The following is a 14,972-nucleotide window of genomic DNA, read 5'->3' as shown; positions in this document are numbered from 1 at the left end:
GGCACTAGGGAACCGGCACGCTCGGCTCAGCGGAGGTCGCCGACGACGACGAAAGCACCGGCAGCGACACCGAAGGCATCACCGTGGTGCCGACGACGCTCGTCCGCGGCTCCACGGCCTCCGGCGTGACGACCGGGTTCGAGTGCGGCGGCGGAGTCACGACCGGTCGGGTGGAGGACGGCCGCGAGGGCGCCACCTTGACCGCCGACGGCACCGGCGTGAACTCCATGGGCGGCAGATCGCCGCCGATCTGGGCGACCTCGGGCTCCTCGGCACTGCCACCGCCGGACGGCCCGGGCACCGGCACGACACCGGTGGACATCGCCAGCCCCGCGAGCACCCCGACTGTGACAAGCGCTACACCCAGCGAGAGGGCAGGAAGCGGCAAACCAGAACGCACCCGCCAGAAGGTAGCGATCGAATGAGACGAATCCCCCGGATCTGCCCGGATCCACCTCAAGCTTCGCTCGATCGAGTGGTAAAAGGATCGTCACCCAGAGCGAACGAAACTTACGATGCCGTAACCGACGGTGGCGTAACCAGCGGTTGGTTGTGCATGCTAACCAGTCGCCTGCGATACGGGAGCCGCGGGCGGGGCAGGGAGTCGCGTTCAGGGAGGGGGATGTTGTGCTGCTGCGATGGAACAGTCTTGTGTCCCTGGGGGACAGCTTCACCGAGGGCATGGACGATCCAGGCCCGGGAGACACCTACGTCGGGTGGGCCGACCGCCTGGCGGGGATGATCGCGGCGAAGGCGCCTGAGTTCAGGTACGCCAACTTCGCGATCAGAGGCAAGATGCTGCAGGAGATCGTCGACGAGCAGGTGCCGCTCGCGATCTCGCTCAAACCGGATCTGGTGACGTTCTGCGGGGGCGGCAACGACATCCTGGTGCCGAACAGCGATCCGGACGCGCTGGCCGAGGTCTACGAGGTGGCGGTGGCCGACCTCCGGTCGGCCGGGTGCGACGTCGTGATCTTCACGGGCTTCGACACGCGCGCCACGCCGTTGCTGCGCAGCATCAGGGGCAAGGTCGCGATCTACAACTCGCACCTGTGGTCGATCGCCGAGCGGTACCACTGCCGGATGGTCGATCTCTGGTCGATGCACGTGCTGCACGACCGTCGCGCGTGGAGCGAGGACAGGCTGCACCTCTCGCCGGAGGGGCATCAGCGGGTCGCGCTCAAGACGGCGGAAGTGCTGGGGCTGACGGACGACCACTCGTGGAACGAACCGTGGCCAGCGCTGGAGCAGACCGACTGGGTCACGCAGCGGAAGGCCGATCTGAAGTGGGCGCGCGAACACGTGGTGCCGTGGATCGGCAGGCAGCTGCGGGGCGAGTCGATGGGTGACGGCATGGCACCGAAGCGGCCTGAGCTGCTGCCCGTTGCCAGGTGCACGGACGAGAACTTCCAGTAACGAGAGCGGCCCGACCGGCACTCTCCCCCGAATGCCGGTCGGGCCTTCCTCAGGTGCAGGCGCCTTACCCCCTCGGTAATCCCCCACTCGGCGGCCTGCACTTCCAACATCCCATGTTTTGGGACCAGACGACTAAACAGTGGCTAAACCTCGGACGACAACGAGTCCAGTGCGGTCCTCACCTCGACCGCGCGCGCCGAGTTGACCTGCGAATACAGACGCAGTGCCTCGGTCAATTCCGCTGCTGCCGCAACCCATTCCGCCCGCCGGAGCAACACCCCGCCGAGCACCTGGCGACCAAAGCCTTCCAGGTACGTGGCTTCGGCGACGGCGGCCTGGTCCACGACCTGCCGCGCCAGCGACTCGGCCTGGTCCAGCGAACCGGCTTCCAGGTGCAGTTCCGCCAGGTTCGCGAGGCCGCGGATCAACGCGATCTGGTCGCCGGAGCGCCGGTACACCTCGACGGCGTGAGCTTGGTGCCGCAGCGCCACGTCGACACGACCGCGGGCCTGTTCGACCTGTGCCACGTTGTTGAGCCCGTGTCCCTCACCGACGACGTCACCGGACTGCTGCGCGAGCTGCACCGACTCCCAGAAGTGCAGCAACGCCTCGTCGTGGTGCTCCAGCCGGAACAGGACGTCCGCGAGCTGGGCGAGCGTCAGCACCAGGTACTGGCGCTCGCCCAGCTCGGTCGCGAGCCGGTGCGCACGGCGAGCGTCCGGCAGCAGGACGGGACGTCCGAGCCTCGCGTTCGTCGTGTAGGTCGTGTCCAGCATCAGGACCTGTCCGAGGCGGCTCCCCGTCACCTCGGCCGCGGCCAGGCCGAACCCGACCAGCGCGACCCACTCCCCGGTGAGCGCGCGCACGGTCGCGTAGTGGTGCAACAGCCTGACGAGCTGCCACACCTGGTCGTGCAGGCCCGCTTCGGCGGACGCGTGCACGACCGCCACGATGTTGGGCCACTCCCGGTCGAACCAGGCGATCGGGTCGCCGTAGGCCGGCAGCGCGGTGGAACCGTTGTCCCCCAACGCGAAGTCGAGCCCGTCGCGCACCGGCCGGATGGCACGGCGGACGTGGTCGCACGCGACGAGGTAGTAGTTCACCAGGCGCCGCAACGAGTCCAGGTCCGGGCGGCCCGCTCCCCGCACGTACAGCCGCACCAGCTCGTGCATCGTGAAGCCGTCCGGCCACGGTTCGGCGAGCAGGTTCACGCCGACCAGCCGGGCCAGCCGGTCACGTGCCGAGTCGACGTGCGTGCGCGTCAGAGCGGCCACGGCGTGCGAGGACATCCAGCGCCCCGGCGCCATGCCGACGGACTTGAACACCTCGCCGAGCTCGTACGGCAGGTCGCGGGTCGACAGGTCCAGCGCACGCGAGACCCCCACGCCTGCCTCAGGTAGGTCCAACCCACGCAACCGGTGCCCGTCGTCGGCCAGCTCCCCCAGCAGCTCCTCGATCGTCCACTCCGGACTGATCACGAGCTTTGCCGCGGCCACCCGCAACGCCAGTGGCAGCCCCCCGCACAGCTCGGCGAGCTTTCTCGCCGCTGACGGGTCCTCCGTGGACAACGGCTTGCCCAGCACGTCGTCCACCAGCTCGCGGGCGGCCTCGTCGGAAAGCGGCCCGAGCTTGCGCACCCGAGCGCTGTTCGTGACGACCAGCCGTTCCATCTTCGACCGCGACGTCACCAGCACGACCGAGCCGGAACCCGGCGGCAGCAGCGGCTGCACCTGCTCGAAGCCCGTCGCGTCGTCCAGCACCACCAGCACACGCCGGCGGTTCAGCAGCGACCGGTACAGCCCGACGCGGTCCTCCACCGCGACCGGCACACCGTCGGCGGGAACGCCCAGTGCCACCAGGAACCTGGTCAGCACCTCACCGGGCTCGGTGTCGCCGAGCGACGCGAACAGCACGCCGTGCGGGAACATCTCGGAGTTCTCGTGCCCCCACGTGATCGCGAGCGCGCTCTTGCCGACACCGGGTGCGCCGGTCAGCACCGCCACCGTCGTGCCGAGCAGGTTCCTGGCCGCACACACGTTGTCCAGCCACGCCCTGTCGTCGTCACGGCCGAACAACCGCGAGGCGGAGGCGGGCAGCAGCGCCGGGGCCACGATTCCCGCGCGGGGTGCGACGGGACGCGACTCGACCGGGCCGATCAGGCTGAGCGCCGGGTCGTCACGCAGCACCTGCTCGTGCAGCAACCGCAGCTGCGGGCCGGGGTCGATGCCGAGCTCCTCGCTCGCACGGCGCTGGAACCGTTGGTACACATCGAGAGCGTCGGCCCGCTGCCCCGACCGGTACAGCGCGCGCATGCTGTGCGCGACCAGGCGTTCGCGATACGGGTACTCGGTGCACAGGCCCCGCAGCTCGCCCACCAGCTCCAGGTGGCGGCCCAGCTCGAGCTCGGCGTCGATGCGTTCCTCCAACGCCGACAGCCTCAGCTCCTCCAGATCAGAGGTCATCGGGTCACCCGGTACGTCGGCGAGCACCGGCCCGCGCCACAGACCCAACGCCTCGCGCAACAAGCCCGCCCTGATGGCGGCGGGCTTGCCGCGGGAAGACGCCACGAGCTGCCGGGCGCGGTGCAGGTCGAGACGCCACGGGTCGACGGTCAGCTGGTACCCGGTCGGCGTGGTGCGGATGATCGCCGAACCCGACGGGTCGGCCTCCTCCAGCACCTTGCGCAGCCGCGAGACGTAACCGTGCACGATCGTCCGCGCGGTGGCCGGCGGCGAGTCCGTCCACAGCGCGTCGACGATCTGGTCGATCGAGACGGGTCGGTTCGCCTCGACGACCAGCATGGCCAGCAGTCCGCGCATGCCGCGACGGCCGAGCTGGATCAGCCTGCCGTCCGCGAGCACCTGGAGTGGACCGAGCACGCCGAACTCGAGTCCGGTTTTGCTCCGCATGCCCCTCCCTCACGCCCGCTGACCTTGTCACTTCAACAGGTGTGCGAGCCGGGGTCTCAGATACAAGTGCGGTTCAAGTTCGCGGGACGCTACTGTTCATCCGTGCCGCGAGATCGTGACTCCGTGGTTGACCGCGGCGCCGGGTGCCTCCTCGGCGGCGCTCTCGGTGATGCGCTCGGTGCACCGGTGCAGTACCTCGGCTGGGCCGACATCCAGCGCGAACACGGTGCCGGTGGCGTGCTCGCACCACCGAAGCCCGCGCTCGTCACCGACGACACCCAGCTGACGCTCTTCACCGCCGACGGCTACCTGCGCGCCTGGGTGCGCGGGAAGCGCACCGGCGAGTGGGAGCCGTCGGAGATGGTGTGGCACAGCTACCGGCGCTGGTTGATCACCCAGCAGCAGCCGGCCCCCGAACGGGGATCGGTGGGGCTGCTCGCAGACGAACGGCTGTACGAGAGCCGTTCGCCGGGTTTGACGTGCCTGCGCGCGCTGGCTTCGGAAACCATGTCCACACCGCAGAACCCGCACAACGAGTCGTCCGGCTGCAACGGCGTCACCCGCACCGCGCCCGCCGGTTTCGCGCCGTCCGCGGCGATCGCGTACGACCTGGGCTGCCGGTTCGCGGCACTGACCCACGGCGGCACGGGCGGCTGGGTGTCGGGCGGCGCGCTGGCGTTGCTGATCCACCTGCTCGCGGTGAAGGGCAGGCCGTTGCGGGAGGCGATCGACCAGGTCATCGGCCGGGTGCTGCGCGACGACACGTACACGGCGACGGTGCTGACGCGGGCCGTGGTGCTGGCCGAGGAGCACGACGGCGAGTCGTCCGTGCGCGTCGACCGGCTCGGCAGCGGCTGGACCGGCCCGGAGGCGCTCGCGATCGCGGTCTACACGGTGCTGACGCATCCGAAGCCCGTGCAGTTCGTGGACGCGATGCGTGCTGCCGCCAACCATTCCGGCGGTAGTGACGCCACAGCAGCGTTGACCGGCAACGTGCTCGGCGCGCTGCACGGCACCGAGGCCCTCCCTCGCGACTGGCTGAGCGCCCTGGAACTGGTAGACGTCCTCGACACCATGGGCCGCGACCTAGGCCGTTCGGCCGTCAACCTCGACTTCGACGAGGACCGCTACGCCTGACCGCTGACGGCACGCGGGGCCCCCGCGTGCGCTCCTGTAGTACGAAAGCTCCCCGCGTACTGTCAGCGGCGGGATGATTTGCACAATCTGAGGCCGCCAATTGGGCGAAACGTCCAGTGGTCCGGGTCACTCGTGGGTTTGTAGCGTCGGCGCACCAGCCGCCGCCGCGTCAGGAGGCCTCATGGCCGAGCAACCGCCGCCGCTCACCCAGGTCGAGACCAACGGGATCGAGCGGATTCCGGACGGAGAACGCACCGCGACCCCGTTCGACCTGTTCCGCCTGGCCTTCGGCGGTGCCAACACGTTCTCGACCTGCGTGCTGGGCGCGTTCCCGATCCTGTTCGGACTGTCCTTCTGGCAGGGACTCGCCGCGACCGTCCTCGGCGTGCTCGCCGGTGCGTTGATCCTCTGCCCGATGGCGATCTTCGGGCCGATCAACGGCACGAACAACGCGGTCTCCTCGTCCGCGCACCTCGGTGTGCACGGCCGGATCGTGGGCTCGTTCCTGTCGCTGCTGACCGCGGTGGCGTTCTTCTCGCTCGCGGTCTGGAGTTCGGGCGACGCGCTGGTCGGCGGTGCGCACCGGCTCTTCGGGGTGCCGCGGAGCACGCCGGCCTTCGCGACGGCGTACGCGGTGTTCGCCGGGCTCGTGCTCATCGTGTGCACGTACGGGTTCCGGTTCATGCTCTTCGTCAACAAGATCGCGGTCGTCTCGGCGACGCTGCTCTTCGGACTCGGTGTCCTGGCCTTCGCCGGCGACTTCGACCCGTCGTACGCGGGCACGGTCACGCAGGACATGTTCTGGCCGGCGTTCATCGGGTCGGCGCTGATCGTGCTGGCGAACCCGGTCTCGTTCGGTGCCTTCCTCGGCGACTGGTCGCGCTACATCCCGGCGGGCACCCCGCATCGCCGTGTCGTCGCCGCCGCGTTCCTGTCGCAGGTCGCCACGCTCGTGCCGTTCTTGTTCGGCCTCGCGACCGCCAGCATCATCGCCGCCAAGGCACCGTCCTATGTGGATCCGGCCGCGCAGGACTTCGTCGGCGGGCTGCTCGCGATCGCGCCGCAGTGGTTCTTCCTGCCGGTGTGCCTGCTCGCGCTGATCGGCGGGATGTCCACCGGGACCACCGCGCTCTACGGCACCGGCCTCGACTTCTCGTCGGTGTTCCCGCGGCTGTCGCGGGTGCAGGCGACGGTGCTGGTCGGCGCGCTCGCCATCGTGTTCATCTTCGTCGGCCGCTTCGGGCTGGACCTCGTGCGCAGCATCTCGACGTTCGCCACGCTGATCATCACCTGCACCACGCCGTGGATGGTCGTGATGATGCTCGGCCTGTTCACCCGGCGCGGCTGGTACGACCCGGAGGCGCTGCAGGTGTTCAACCGGCGTCAGCGCGGCGGCCGGTACTGGTTCACGCACGGCTGGAACTGGCGCGGCATGACGGCGTGGTGGGTCGCGGCGCTCACGGGCGTGCTCTTCACCAACATGCCAGGGCAGTTCGTCGGGCCGCTGGGCGATCTGGCCGGTGGTGTGGACGTCAGCCTGCCGCTGTCGATCGCCGTCGCCGCCGCGCTGTTCCTGGCGCTGCTCTTCGTCTTCCCGGAACCACGTGCGGTCCACGGCCAGGACGGCCCGCGTCTCGTGCCGGCGAAGGACGTCGAGGTTCCACCGATCACCGTTGCGGGAGAACAGGAACAGCCCGTGGGGAGCGCTCCCGAATTCGCTCGTCCACGGGCTGTTCCGCACGAGTAGTTGGTCGACAGCAGGCCGGGTCTTGCCCCGAGCGCGAGCTCCGATCCAGCTCTTGATCAACGAAATCCGTGCCCCGGAGTCAACGCTCCGTTGGGCGGGCATGTTAACAGATGTGTACGGGAAGTCCAGGACTCGAGTACACGCGACGATCTTCGTCGACGATGAAGACCTCGCAGTCCTCCTGTGCCGCAGCCCACTCGATCCCGTCCCTGCCCAGCGCAAACGCTGCTGTGGCAGTGGTATCGGCGATCGCGAGGTCATCGGAGAAAACCGTGATCGAAAGGATTCCCGTGACCGGCTGCCCGGTACGGCCGTCCAGGATGTGCTGCCCACGTTCGTACAACGCTGACGTGGCAACGGCTCCGTCGCGTACGCCGAGCACGACGCAGACCTGATCCGCGATGTCGGGATGCCGAACGCCCACGCGCCAAGGCTTTCCCGGTTCCGGCTCGCCGGCCGTGACGACGTCGCCACCGGCGTTGACGCAGAACGCCGACGCGCCGCCCTCACGCAGGATGTCGGCGGCGCGCTGCACGGCCCAGCCCTTCACCACCGCGCAGGGGTCGAGTCCTCGGCCCGGCACGTGCGCGGTGAACGCGCCGCCCGTCGACTCCTCGTACCAGTCGCACAGCGAGAGCACCTCGACCAGGTCCGGGGTGAGCTCTTCCCTGGTCAGCTCACCCCGGTCCAGCCGGGAGACCTCGCTGTCCGGTTTGAACGGCGAGAACCGGTCGTCCGCCTCCCTCAACCACGCGAACGCCCGTTCGGCGAGGGCGGCGTCCCCGTCACGCAGGTCCACCGAGATCGGCAGGCCCATGATGTGCTCGACGCGCCGCACCGGCACCGCTACCGCGCCCCGTCGATGGCGGCCTGCAGCGACTGCTTGTAGCCCTCGGAGGTCGCGGTCGCACCGGACACCGTGTCGATGTCCGCGCTCTGCGCCTTCAGCGCCGACTCGCGCAGCAACGGCAGCGCCATCCGCGTCGGGTTGCTGTTCGGGGCCCGCAACGCCTTCACGTCCGTGATCTTGGCGCCCTGGAACGTGACCTGCACCTGCACGGTGCCCTCGGACGTGTTCACCGCCCGTCCCGACACGGTCCGAGTCTGAGCCTGCTGCTGTTGCTGTTGCTGGGGGACCGGCGTGGAACCGGTCGTCTTCGGCGCGGCCTGAGGCTGGTTCTGGGCCTGGTTCTGGGTCTGCTGCTGGGTTTCCGGTGCGGCGGCGGCCTCGTTGATCTCACCCTCGTGGGCGGGCCCCGGCGAGTACAGCCACACCGGCACCAGACCGGCCACGCTCAGCGCGAGAACGGGAATTGCCCTCTTCACGTCGTCGAACCCTCTCAGTTGGCCAGCGCGAAGCGCTCGGCGTGGACCTGGTTGCTGGGCACTCCCAGTTCGTCGAGGCTGCGCACCACGGCGTCGGTCATGCCGTTCGGGCCGCAGATGAAGACGTCGCGCTCCTCCACGTCCGGCACCAGCGCGGCGATGTTGTTCGGACCGAGCAACGGGCCGTTCGCGGTGATGGTCTTCGAGGAACCGGTCACCAGCCGCAACACCGCGCCCTTGGCCTGCGCGAGGCCTTCGAGCTCACGCAGCAGCACGGCCTCACGCGGGTCGGTCACCCGGTACAGCACCACGACGTGACCCTTGATCTCCTCCAGCAGCGCGCGGATCGGCGTGATGCCGACACCGCCCGCGACGAGGAGCGCGTTCGGCTTGGTCTGGTGCATGGTCGTGAACGCGCCGTACGGACCTTCGGCGAATACTCGGGTGCCGACCTTCAGGTTGCGGATGTCGGCGCTGCCCTCGCCCAGCGCCTTCGCGGTGAGCCGCAGGTACTTGCCGTTGGGCGCCGCGGACAGCGAGAACGGGTTGGCCTGCCACCAGCGGTCCTTGGTGAGGAAGCGCCACAGGAAGAACTGCCCGGCCTTGGCGCCCAGCCGGTCGAGGTCCTTGCCCTCGATGTAGACGGAGACGACGTTGTGCGCCTCCGGCACGACCGCGGCGACCCGGAACTGGTGACGCCAGTTGCGCCAGAACGGGAGCGCCAACCGTCCGATCACGACAGACCCGATGGCGAACGCCCAGAGCGCCCACCAGTAGCCGGTCGCGAGCGCGGAGTTGCGGAACGTGCTGCCGACCGCGACCTGGTGCGTGAACGCGAGGAAGATCGCGATGTAGGTGTACAGGTGGATGAAGTGCCAGGTCTCGTAGGCGAGCTTGCGCCGCGCGAAGCGGGCGGAGACCACGCCGACGACCATGATGATCGCCCACGCCACCAGCGCGCGGAGGATGCCCTCCAGCTCGGTGGCCTGCCTGATGATCTCGGCGATCGGCCCGTCGGAGCCCGCGTTGCCGAACGCGATGAAGACCAGGTGACCGACCAGCATCCAGAAGATCGTGAAGCCGACCCAGCGGTGCCACGAGGTGAGCTTGTCCATGCCCAGCCGCCGGTCGAGCCACGGCAGCCTGGCGACCAGCAGCAGCTGGAACGCCATCGCGAGAGCGCCGTAGAGACCGGTGAGCCGGCCGAAGTTGACCAGCTTGTTCGAGCCGACGCCGGCCGCGTTGAACAGGTAGGTCACGAAGGCCGCGTTGGCCAGGAGGAACACGTAGAGGCCGGCTTTGGCCAGCACCTTGTGCGGCGTCGCACGGCCGGCCGGAGCCGGTCGCACGGATTGCTGCAGGGTGGTCGTCACGGCGAGCTCCTCGGTCGGCGGTCTCGGTCTGTCTTCTTCGGACGGTCTTGCTCGATCCTGGGCGTCCGAGCTGTGGCTCCGCTTTGCACGGGCTGTCGACTTCCTGTCGATCGAGCGTGCGGGGCACCAGTTGACGCACCATGAGCACGTGGACAAGGGGAACTCGGTTCGATTGCTCGTCGTGGACGACGAGCCGCACATCGCTGACCTGGTCGCGACGGTCGCCCGGTACGAGGGCTGGCAGGCGGCGACCGCGCTCAACGGTGAGGACGCGCTGAGAGAGGCCGCCGAGTTCCAGCCGGACATCGTCGTGCTCGACCTCATGCTGCCTGACCTGGACGGATTCACCGTTCTTGATCGGATGCGGGCAACCGGGGCGATGGTGCCCGTGGTGTTCCTGACGGCTCGTGACGGCACCGCGGACCGTGTGGCGGGACTCACGCGCGGCGGCGACGACTACCTCGTGAAGCCGTTCTCGGTCGAGGAGCTGATGGCCAGGCTCCGTGCCGTGCTGCGCCGCTCGACAGGTCCTTCGTGGAAGCGCTCCGTGCTCAAGGTCGCCGACCTGGTGATGGACGAGGACACCCGCGAGGTCCGCCGCGGCGGCAAGCTCGTCACGCTCACCCCGACCGAGTACGAGCTGCTCAGGTACCTGATGCGCCGCTCACCCGCCGTGCTGACGAAGGCCCAGATCCTCGACCACGTGTGGGAGTACGACTTCGGCGGCCGCTCGAACGTGGTCGAGCTGGTCATCTCCCACCTGCGCCGCAAGCTCGACGACGGCCGCGAGCCGTTGATCCACACCGTGCGCGGTGTGGGGTACGTGCTCCGCCGAGCAGCGGAATGACCAGGCAGCTCCGCCTCGGCACCAGGCTCGCCCTCGGTCTCGGCGCGCTGGCACTCGCGGTGTTCGCGATCGTCGGCGCGGTGATGGTCACGTCGATGAAGACGTTCCTCGACAAGCGGCTCGACGACCAGATGGCGATCAGCCAGACCGGCGCCGCCCACGACGTCGAGTACTACGACAAGGTCACCAAGCTCCCGCCCACGTGGTACGCCGTCGTCTACAAGGTGCAGGGCGGCGAGCTGAAGGCCCAGCCGGGTGAGCAGCAACCCGCGGACCGCGAGGAGTTCGACAACCTCGCGAAGAAGTCGCTGACCACCGAACAGTTCTCGACCGAGTACCTGCGCGGCCAGGGCAAGTTCCGGCTGCGCGCGTGCCCGATCAAGGACAACGAGATCGTGCTGGTCAGCGCCGCCCCGCTGGAGGACAGGGACGGCACCATCTCCCAGCTGATCACCGTCATCGTGATCGCGTTCCTCGCCGCGCTGGTCACGCTGGTCGTCGGCGGTCAGGCACTGCTGCGCCGCGGCCTGCGCCCCCTGTCGGACATGGCCGACACCGCGCACGACATCTCCTCGCAGGACCTGACCGACTCGGCCGACCTCGCCGTGCGCGTCGACGGCAACGGCGGCGGCGTCGAGGTGGACGAGCTGCGCGAGGCGTTCAACAAGATGCTCGCGCACATCGACACCTCTCTCGCCGCACGGACCGCAGCAGAACAACGGTTACGGCGGTTCATCGCCGACGCGTCGCACGAACTACGCACGCCGTTGACGTCGCTGCGCGGCTACGCGGACCTCTTCAAGTACGCGGCCGCCAACGAACCGGGCGAACGCGAGAAGCACCTGGAGAAGCTGCGCTCGGAGGCGTCCCGGATGAGCGTGCTGCTCGACGACCTGTTGTTGCTGGCACGCCTGGATTCCGCGGAGTCCGAGCCCCCGCTGCGCCCGGAGAGGATGGACCTCGCGGCGATCGCCGAGGCCGCCGCCGACGCGTTCCGCGCGGCCCGTCCATCGCACTCGTTGGAGGTCGACGCCGACACTGTGACCATGCGCGCGGACGCGACCCGGTTGCGGCAGGTGCTCGACAACCTGCTGACCAACGCGGCCGTGCACACCCCGGCGGGCACCTCGGTGTCGTTGCAGGTCACGGCGTCGAGCAGTTGGGCGGAGGTGAAGGTGAGCGACACCGGCCCCGGAATTCCGGAGGCCGACCAGTCACGGATCTTCGACCGCTTCTACCGCGTGGACGACTCGCGAACCCGTCAACGCGGAGGCAGCGGCCTGGGCCTCGCCGTGGTGCAGTCGCTGGTCCAGGCCCACGGCGGCACGATCACCCTGACCAGCCGCCCAGGCGCAACCACCTTCACCATCCGCCTCCCCCGCCACCTGCCAGCGTGACCGTACGCGGGGAGCTTGCGTCCGCCAGGAGAGTACGAAAGCTCCCCGCGTACTCTCGCTACTCGGCCTGCGAGCTCGTCGCCCACAGGTCGATGCCCGACTCGACGGCGTACTTGTCGATCTCGGCGAGCTCGTCGTCGGTCAGCGGCGGCGCCTGCAGTGCCGCGAGGTTCTGCTCCAGCTGCCCGACCGACGAGGCCCCGATCAACGCCGACGTGACACGCGGGTCGCGAATCGTCCACGTCAGCGCGAGCTGCGCCAGCGACTGCCCGCGGGACTTCGCGATGTCGTTGAGGGAGCGGATCCTGCTGAGGTTCTCCTCGGTGAGCAGGTCGGTCGACAGCGACTTGCCCTGCGCGGCCCTCGAGTCCTCCGGGATGCCGTCGAGGTAGCGGTCGGTCAGCATGCCCTGCGCGAGCGGCGAGAACGCGATGCAGCCGGCGCCGACCTCCTCCAGCGTGTCCAGCAGCTCGGGCTCGATCCAGCGGTTGAGCATCGAGTACGACGGCTGGTGGATCAGCAGGGGCACACCGGCCGACCTGAGCAGCTCCGCCGCCTCACGCGTCTTCGTCGGCGAGTAGGACGAGATGCCGACGTACAGCGCCTTGCCCTGCTGCACCGCGCTGACCAGCGCGCCCATCGTCTCCTCGAGCGGCGTCTCCGGGTCGAACCGGTGCGAGTAGAAGATGTCGACGTAGTCGAGGCCCATCCGGCTCAGCGACTGGTCGAGCGAGCTCAGCAGGTACTTGCGGCTGCCCCACTCCCCGTACGGCCCCGGCCACATGTCGTAGCCCGCCTTGGTCGAAATGACGAGCTCGTCGCGGTAGGGCCTGAGATCATCGGAGAGGATCTGCCCGAACGTGATCTCCGCCGAGCCGTAGGGCGGACCGTAGTTGTTGGCGAGGTCGAAGTGCGTGACACCGAGGTCGAACGCCCTCCGCGCGATGCCGCGGCCCAGCTCGTAAGGCCGGTCGCCGCCGAAGTTGTGCCACAGACCGAGCGAGATGGCAGGCAGCTTGAGACCGCTGCGGCCCGTCCGCCGGTACGTCATCTGGTCGTAGCGCGCGCTATCCGCGAGGTAGGACATGGTGCACACGATGTCACGTCCTAGTGAGACGGAGCAGGAGCTGAGGCGCGCCGCCGAGGCCGGTGAGGTGCTCGATCTCTCGCGCCGTCTCGACAACAGGCTCCCCGCCAACGCGATCCGCGACCTGCTGCGGTCGGGCGACGTCGACCCGCGCGGAATCCAGGTGGTCGGGGCGCGGATCACCGGTCAGCTCGACCTCTCCTTCATCAGGACCTCGACGCCCCTGCGACTGGACAACTGCCTGTTCGAGGAACCGGTCGCACTCCACGACACGGAGCTGCCCGCCCTGTCGCTCGACGGGTCCACGCTCCCGGCGCTCGGGGCGGAGAACCTGCGCACCCGCTACCTGACGATGGAAAACGCCCGGTGCACGGGGATCCTCGACCTCGAGAACGCGCACATCGACGGCTCGCTGCTGCTCGCCGGGACCACCGCGTGGCCGCTGTTCGGTACCGGCCTGCGCGTGAGCGGAAGCGTGCAGGCCGATCGGCTCTTCGCCAGACGGGTATGGCTCGACGGGTGCGACATCGGCGGCGACGTCGACCTCACCGAGGCGGCGATCGTCGCCGAGTCAGGCATGGCCTTCATCGCCAACAACGCGAAGATCGGCGGAGACCTCCTGCTCAACAGGGCCGTCGTCAAGGCAGTGCTCGGCGCGGTGGTCCTGATGGACGCCACCGGCCGCGGCCTGCAGATGCGGGGAACGGTGCTGCGCAGCGCAGAAAGCTGGGCTCTGTGCCTCGACGGCGCGCACTTCACCCAAGAGGTTCGGCTCAAGGACGGCTTCAACGCTCGGGCCAGCGGCGACGGCGACGCGGTTCGCCTGACCGACACGCGCATCGGCGCCGGGCTCATCCTCGACGGGTCGGTGCGCAGTCACCGCGGCCAGGCGCTGGTACTGCACCGGACGGCGGTAGGGGCGAGCATCTTGATCACCGACGCCGAGATCGTGGCGAGCAGCAATCGCAGCGCCGTGGACCTCACCGACGCGGTGGTGCACGGCGAGTTCTACTTCCAGGCGACCAAGTTGATCAACCACGGCGACGGCGAAGAGCTCGAGCTCACCGGCACGAAAGTGAACAACACCCTCTTCATCCGCGAGTGGGAGCTGATGGAGGCAGAGGACTTCACCGTGACGCTGGACGGCCTGACCTATCCGAACCCACCGGTGAACACCAACGTGTGGCTCAGGATGCTGCGCGACCACACGAACCAGTACGAAGCCCAGCCGTACCAACAACTCGCGGCCGTCCACCGCGCTGCCGGCCACGAACACACCGCCCGCAAGGTCCTGATCGCACAACAGAAAGACCTCAGGCGCCGAGGCGACCCCGGCAACAAGCTCTGGCACTGGTTCCTCGGAGTCACCCTCGGCTACGGCTACGAACCCTCCCGAGCGGTCGCCGGACTGCTGATCACCTTCGTGCTCGCGCTCTGTCTGGTGTGGACAGCCGGCGCCAACAACGGCCTGACCCCTGCCAAAGATCGCCCAGCTGACGCGTGTTCACCGGTGAACAGAATCAGTCTTGCGGCGGATCTGGCGATCCCGCTCGTCAAGCTCGGTGGCACACCGAGATGCGAACTGGCGAACGGACCAGCCGGGCAGTGGGCGACAGGAGCAGGCTGGGGGGTGCAGATCCTGGGCTGGTCATTCGCCACGCTGAGTGTCGCGGGCTTTACCGGACTCGTTCGCAAAAGCTGACGAACAGTCAGGTCGAATTGAGACGAGGGCC

The 14,972-nt window shown here is 68.9% G+C and carries 12 protein-coding genes; 6 read left to right on the top strand and 6 right to left on the bottom strand.

Features of this window, described 5'->3' with window-relative positions; all coding sequences use genetic code 11:
• Window positions 1-4: 4 nt before the first annotated feature.
• The gene (locus JOD27_RS09115) at window positions 5-400 is read right to left on the bottom strand and encodes a hypothetical protein (protein ID WP_204761672.1); all 396 of its coding nucleotides are present in this window, start codon (window positions 398-400) and stop codon (window positions 5-7) included.
• A gap of 227 nt (window positions 401-627) precedes the next feature.
• Between JOD27_RS09115 and JOD27_RS09110 the strand changes: the two genes are divergently transcribed.
• Window positions 628-1,416: an SGNH/GDSL hydrolase family protein gene (locus JOD27_RS09110; RefSeq protein ID WP_307830022.1), complete on the top strand. Its 789-nt coding sequence runs from the start codon at window positions 628-630 to the stop codon at window positions 1,414-1,416.
• Window positions 1,417-1,559: 143 nt separating this feature from the next.
• Here JOD27_RS09110 and JOD27_RS09105 read toward each other — a convergent pair whose 3' ends face one another.
• Complete coding sequence (locus JOD27_RS09105; protein WP_204761671.1) at window positions 1,560-4,325, bottom strand: AfsR/SARP family transcriptional regulator; 2,766 nt, start codon at window positions 4,323-4,325, stop codon at window positions 1,560-1,562.
• A gap of 102 nt (window positions 4,326-4,427) precedes the next feature.
• On the opposite strand from JOD27_RS09105, the gene JOD27_RS09100 reads away from it, so the two are divergent.
• Together JOD27_RS09100 and JOD27_RS09095 are read left to right on the top strand one after the other, a co-directional pair.
• Window positions 4,428-5,462 carry an ADP-ribosylglycohydrolase family protein gene (locus JOD27_RS09100; RefSeq protein WP_204761670.1) on the top strand — a complete coding sequence of 345 codons (1,035 nt, stop codon included), beginning with the start codon at window positions 4,428-4,430 and terminating at the stop codon, window positions 5,460-5,462.
• A gap of 181 nt (window positions 5,463-5,643) precedes the next feature.
• Window positions 5,644-7,209, top strand: a complete 1,566-nt coding sequence (locus JOD27_RS09095; protein ID WP_204761669.1) for a purine-cytosine permease family protein — start codon at window positions 5,644-5,646, stop codon at window positions 7,207-7,209.
• Between the two features lie 103 nt (window positions 7,210-7,312).
• Here JOD27_RS09095 and JOD27_RS09090 read toward each other — a convergent pair whose 3' ends face one another.
• The 3 genes from JOD27_RS09090 to JOD27_RS09080 are packed head-to-tail and all read right to left on the bottom strand — an operon-like array spanning window position 7,313 to window position 9,908.
• Window positions 7,313-8,047 (bottom strand): FAD:protein FMN transferase, encoded by a 735-nt coding sequence (locus JOD27_RS09090; RefSeq protein ID WP_204761668.1) that lies wholly within the window; start codon window positions 8,045-8,047, stop codon window positions 7,313-7,315.
• A gap of 8 nt (window positions 8,048-8,055) precedes the next feature.
• Window positions 8,056-8,535 (bottom strand): FMN-binding protein, encoded by a 480-nt coding sequence (locus JOD27_RS09085; RefSeq protein ID WP_204761667.1) that lies wholly within the window; start codon window positions 8,533-8,535, stop codon window positions 8,056-8,058.
• Window positions 8,536-8,549: 14 nt separating this feature from the next.
• The gene (locus tag JOD27_RS09080; RefSeq protein WP_307830021.1) at window positions 8,550-9,908 is read right to left on the bottom strand and encodes a ferredoxin reductase family protein; all 1,359 of its coding nucleotides are present in this window, start codon (window positions 9,906-9,908) and stop codon (window positions 8,550-8,552) included.
• 148 nt (window positions 9,909-10,056) lie between these two features.
• Here JOD27_RS09080 and JOD27_RS09075 point away from each other — a divergent pair, with 148 nt between their 5' ends.
• A complete protein-coding gene (locus tag JOD27_RS09075; RefSeq protein ID WP_204761665.1) occupies window positions 10,057-10,755 on the top strand; it encodes a response regulator transcription factor in 699 nt (232 codons plus the stop codon).
• A complete protein-coding gene (locus JOD27_RS09070) occupies window positions 10,752-12,152 on the top strand; it encodes a sensor histidine kinase (RefSeq protein WP_204761664.1) in 1,401 nt (466 codons plus the stop codon). Before JOD27_RS09075 ends, JOD27_RS09070 begins: the two co-directional genes overlap by 4 nt.
• A gap of 58 nt (window positions 12,153-12,210) precedes the next feature.
• Here JOD27_RS09070 and mgrA read toward each other — a convergent pair whose 3' ends face one another.
• The gene (gene mgrA, locus JOD27_RS09065) at window positions 12,211-13,239 is read right to left on the bottom strand and encodes an L-glyceraldehyde 3-phosphate reductase (protein WP_204761663.1); all 1,029 of its coding nucleotides are present in this window, start codon (window positions 13,237-13,239) and stop codon (window positions 12,211-12,213) included.
• Here mgrA and JOD27_RS09060 point away from each other — a divergent pair.
• Window positions 13,238-14,941, top strand: coding sequence for a hypothetical protein (locus JOD27_RS09060; RefSeq protein WP_204761662.1), 1,704 nt, complete (start codon window positions 13,238-13,240; stop codon window positions 14,939-14,941). The genes mgrA and JOD27_RS09060 overlap by 2 nt on opposite strands.
• The last annotated feature ends 31 nt before the right edge of the window (window positions 14,942-14,972 follow it).

Origin of the sequence: Lentzea nigeriaca (assembly GCF_016907955.1) — a bacterium.
Taxonomy (GTDB): Bacteria; Actinomycetota; Actinomycetes; order Mycobacteriales; family Pseudonocardiaceae; genus Lentzea; species Lentzea nigeriaca.
Note: the sequence above shows the minus strand (reverse complement) of the source record. Positions and strands in the feature narration are given on the sequence as shown.

Bases quoted from the DNA above. Each gene is read 5' to 3' on its own strand.
- JOD27_RS09105 (WP_204761671.1), bottom strand. From the start codon at position 4,325: ATGCGGAGCAAAACCGGACTCGAGTTCGGCGTGCTCGGTCCACTCCAG.
- JOD27_RS09095 (WP_204761669.1), top strand. From the start codon at position 5,644: ATGGCCGAGCAACCGCCGCCGCTCACCCAGGTCGAGACCAACGGGATC.
- JOD27_RS09070 (WP_204761664.1), top strand. From the start codon at position 10,752: ATGACCAGGCAGCTCCGCCTCGGCACCAGGCTCGCCCTCGGTCTCGGC.
- JOD27_RS09060 (WP_204761662.1), top strand. From the start codon at position 13,238: ATGGTGCACACGATGTCACGTCCTAGTGAGACGGAGCAGGAGCTGAGG.
- mgrA (WP_204761663.1), bottom strand. From the start codon at position 13,239: ATGTCCTACCTCGCGGATAGCGCGCGCTACGACCAGATGACGTACCGG.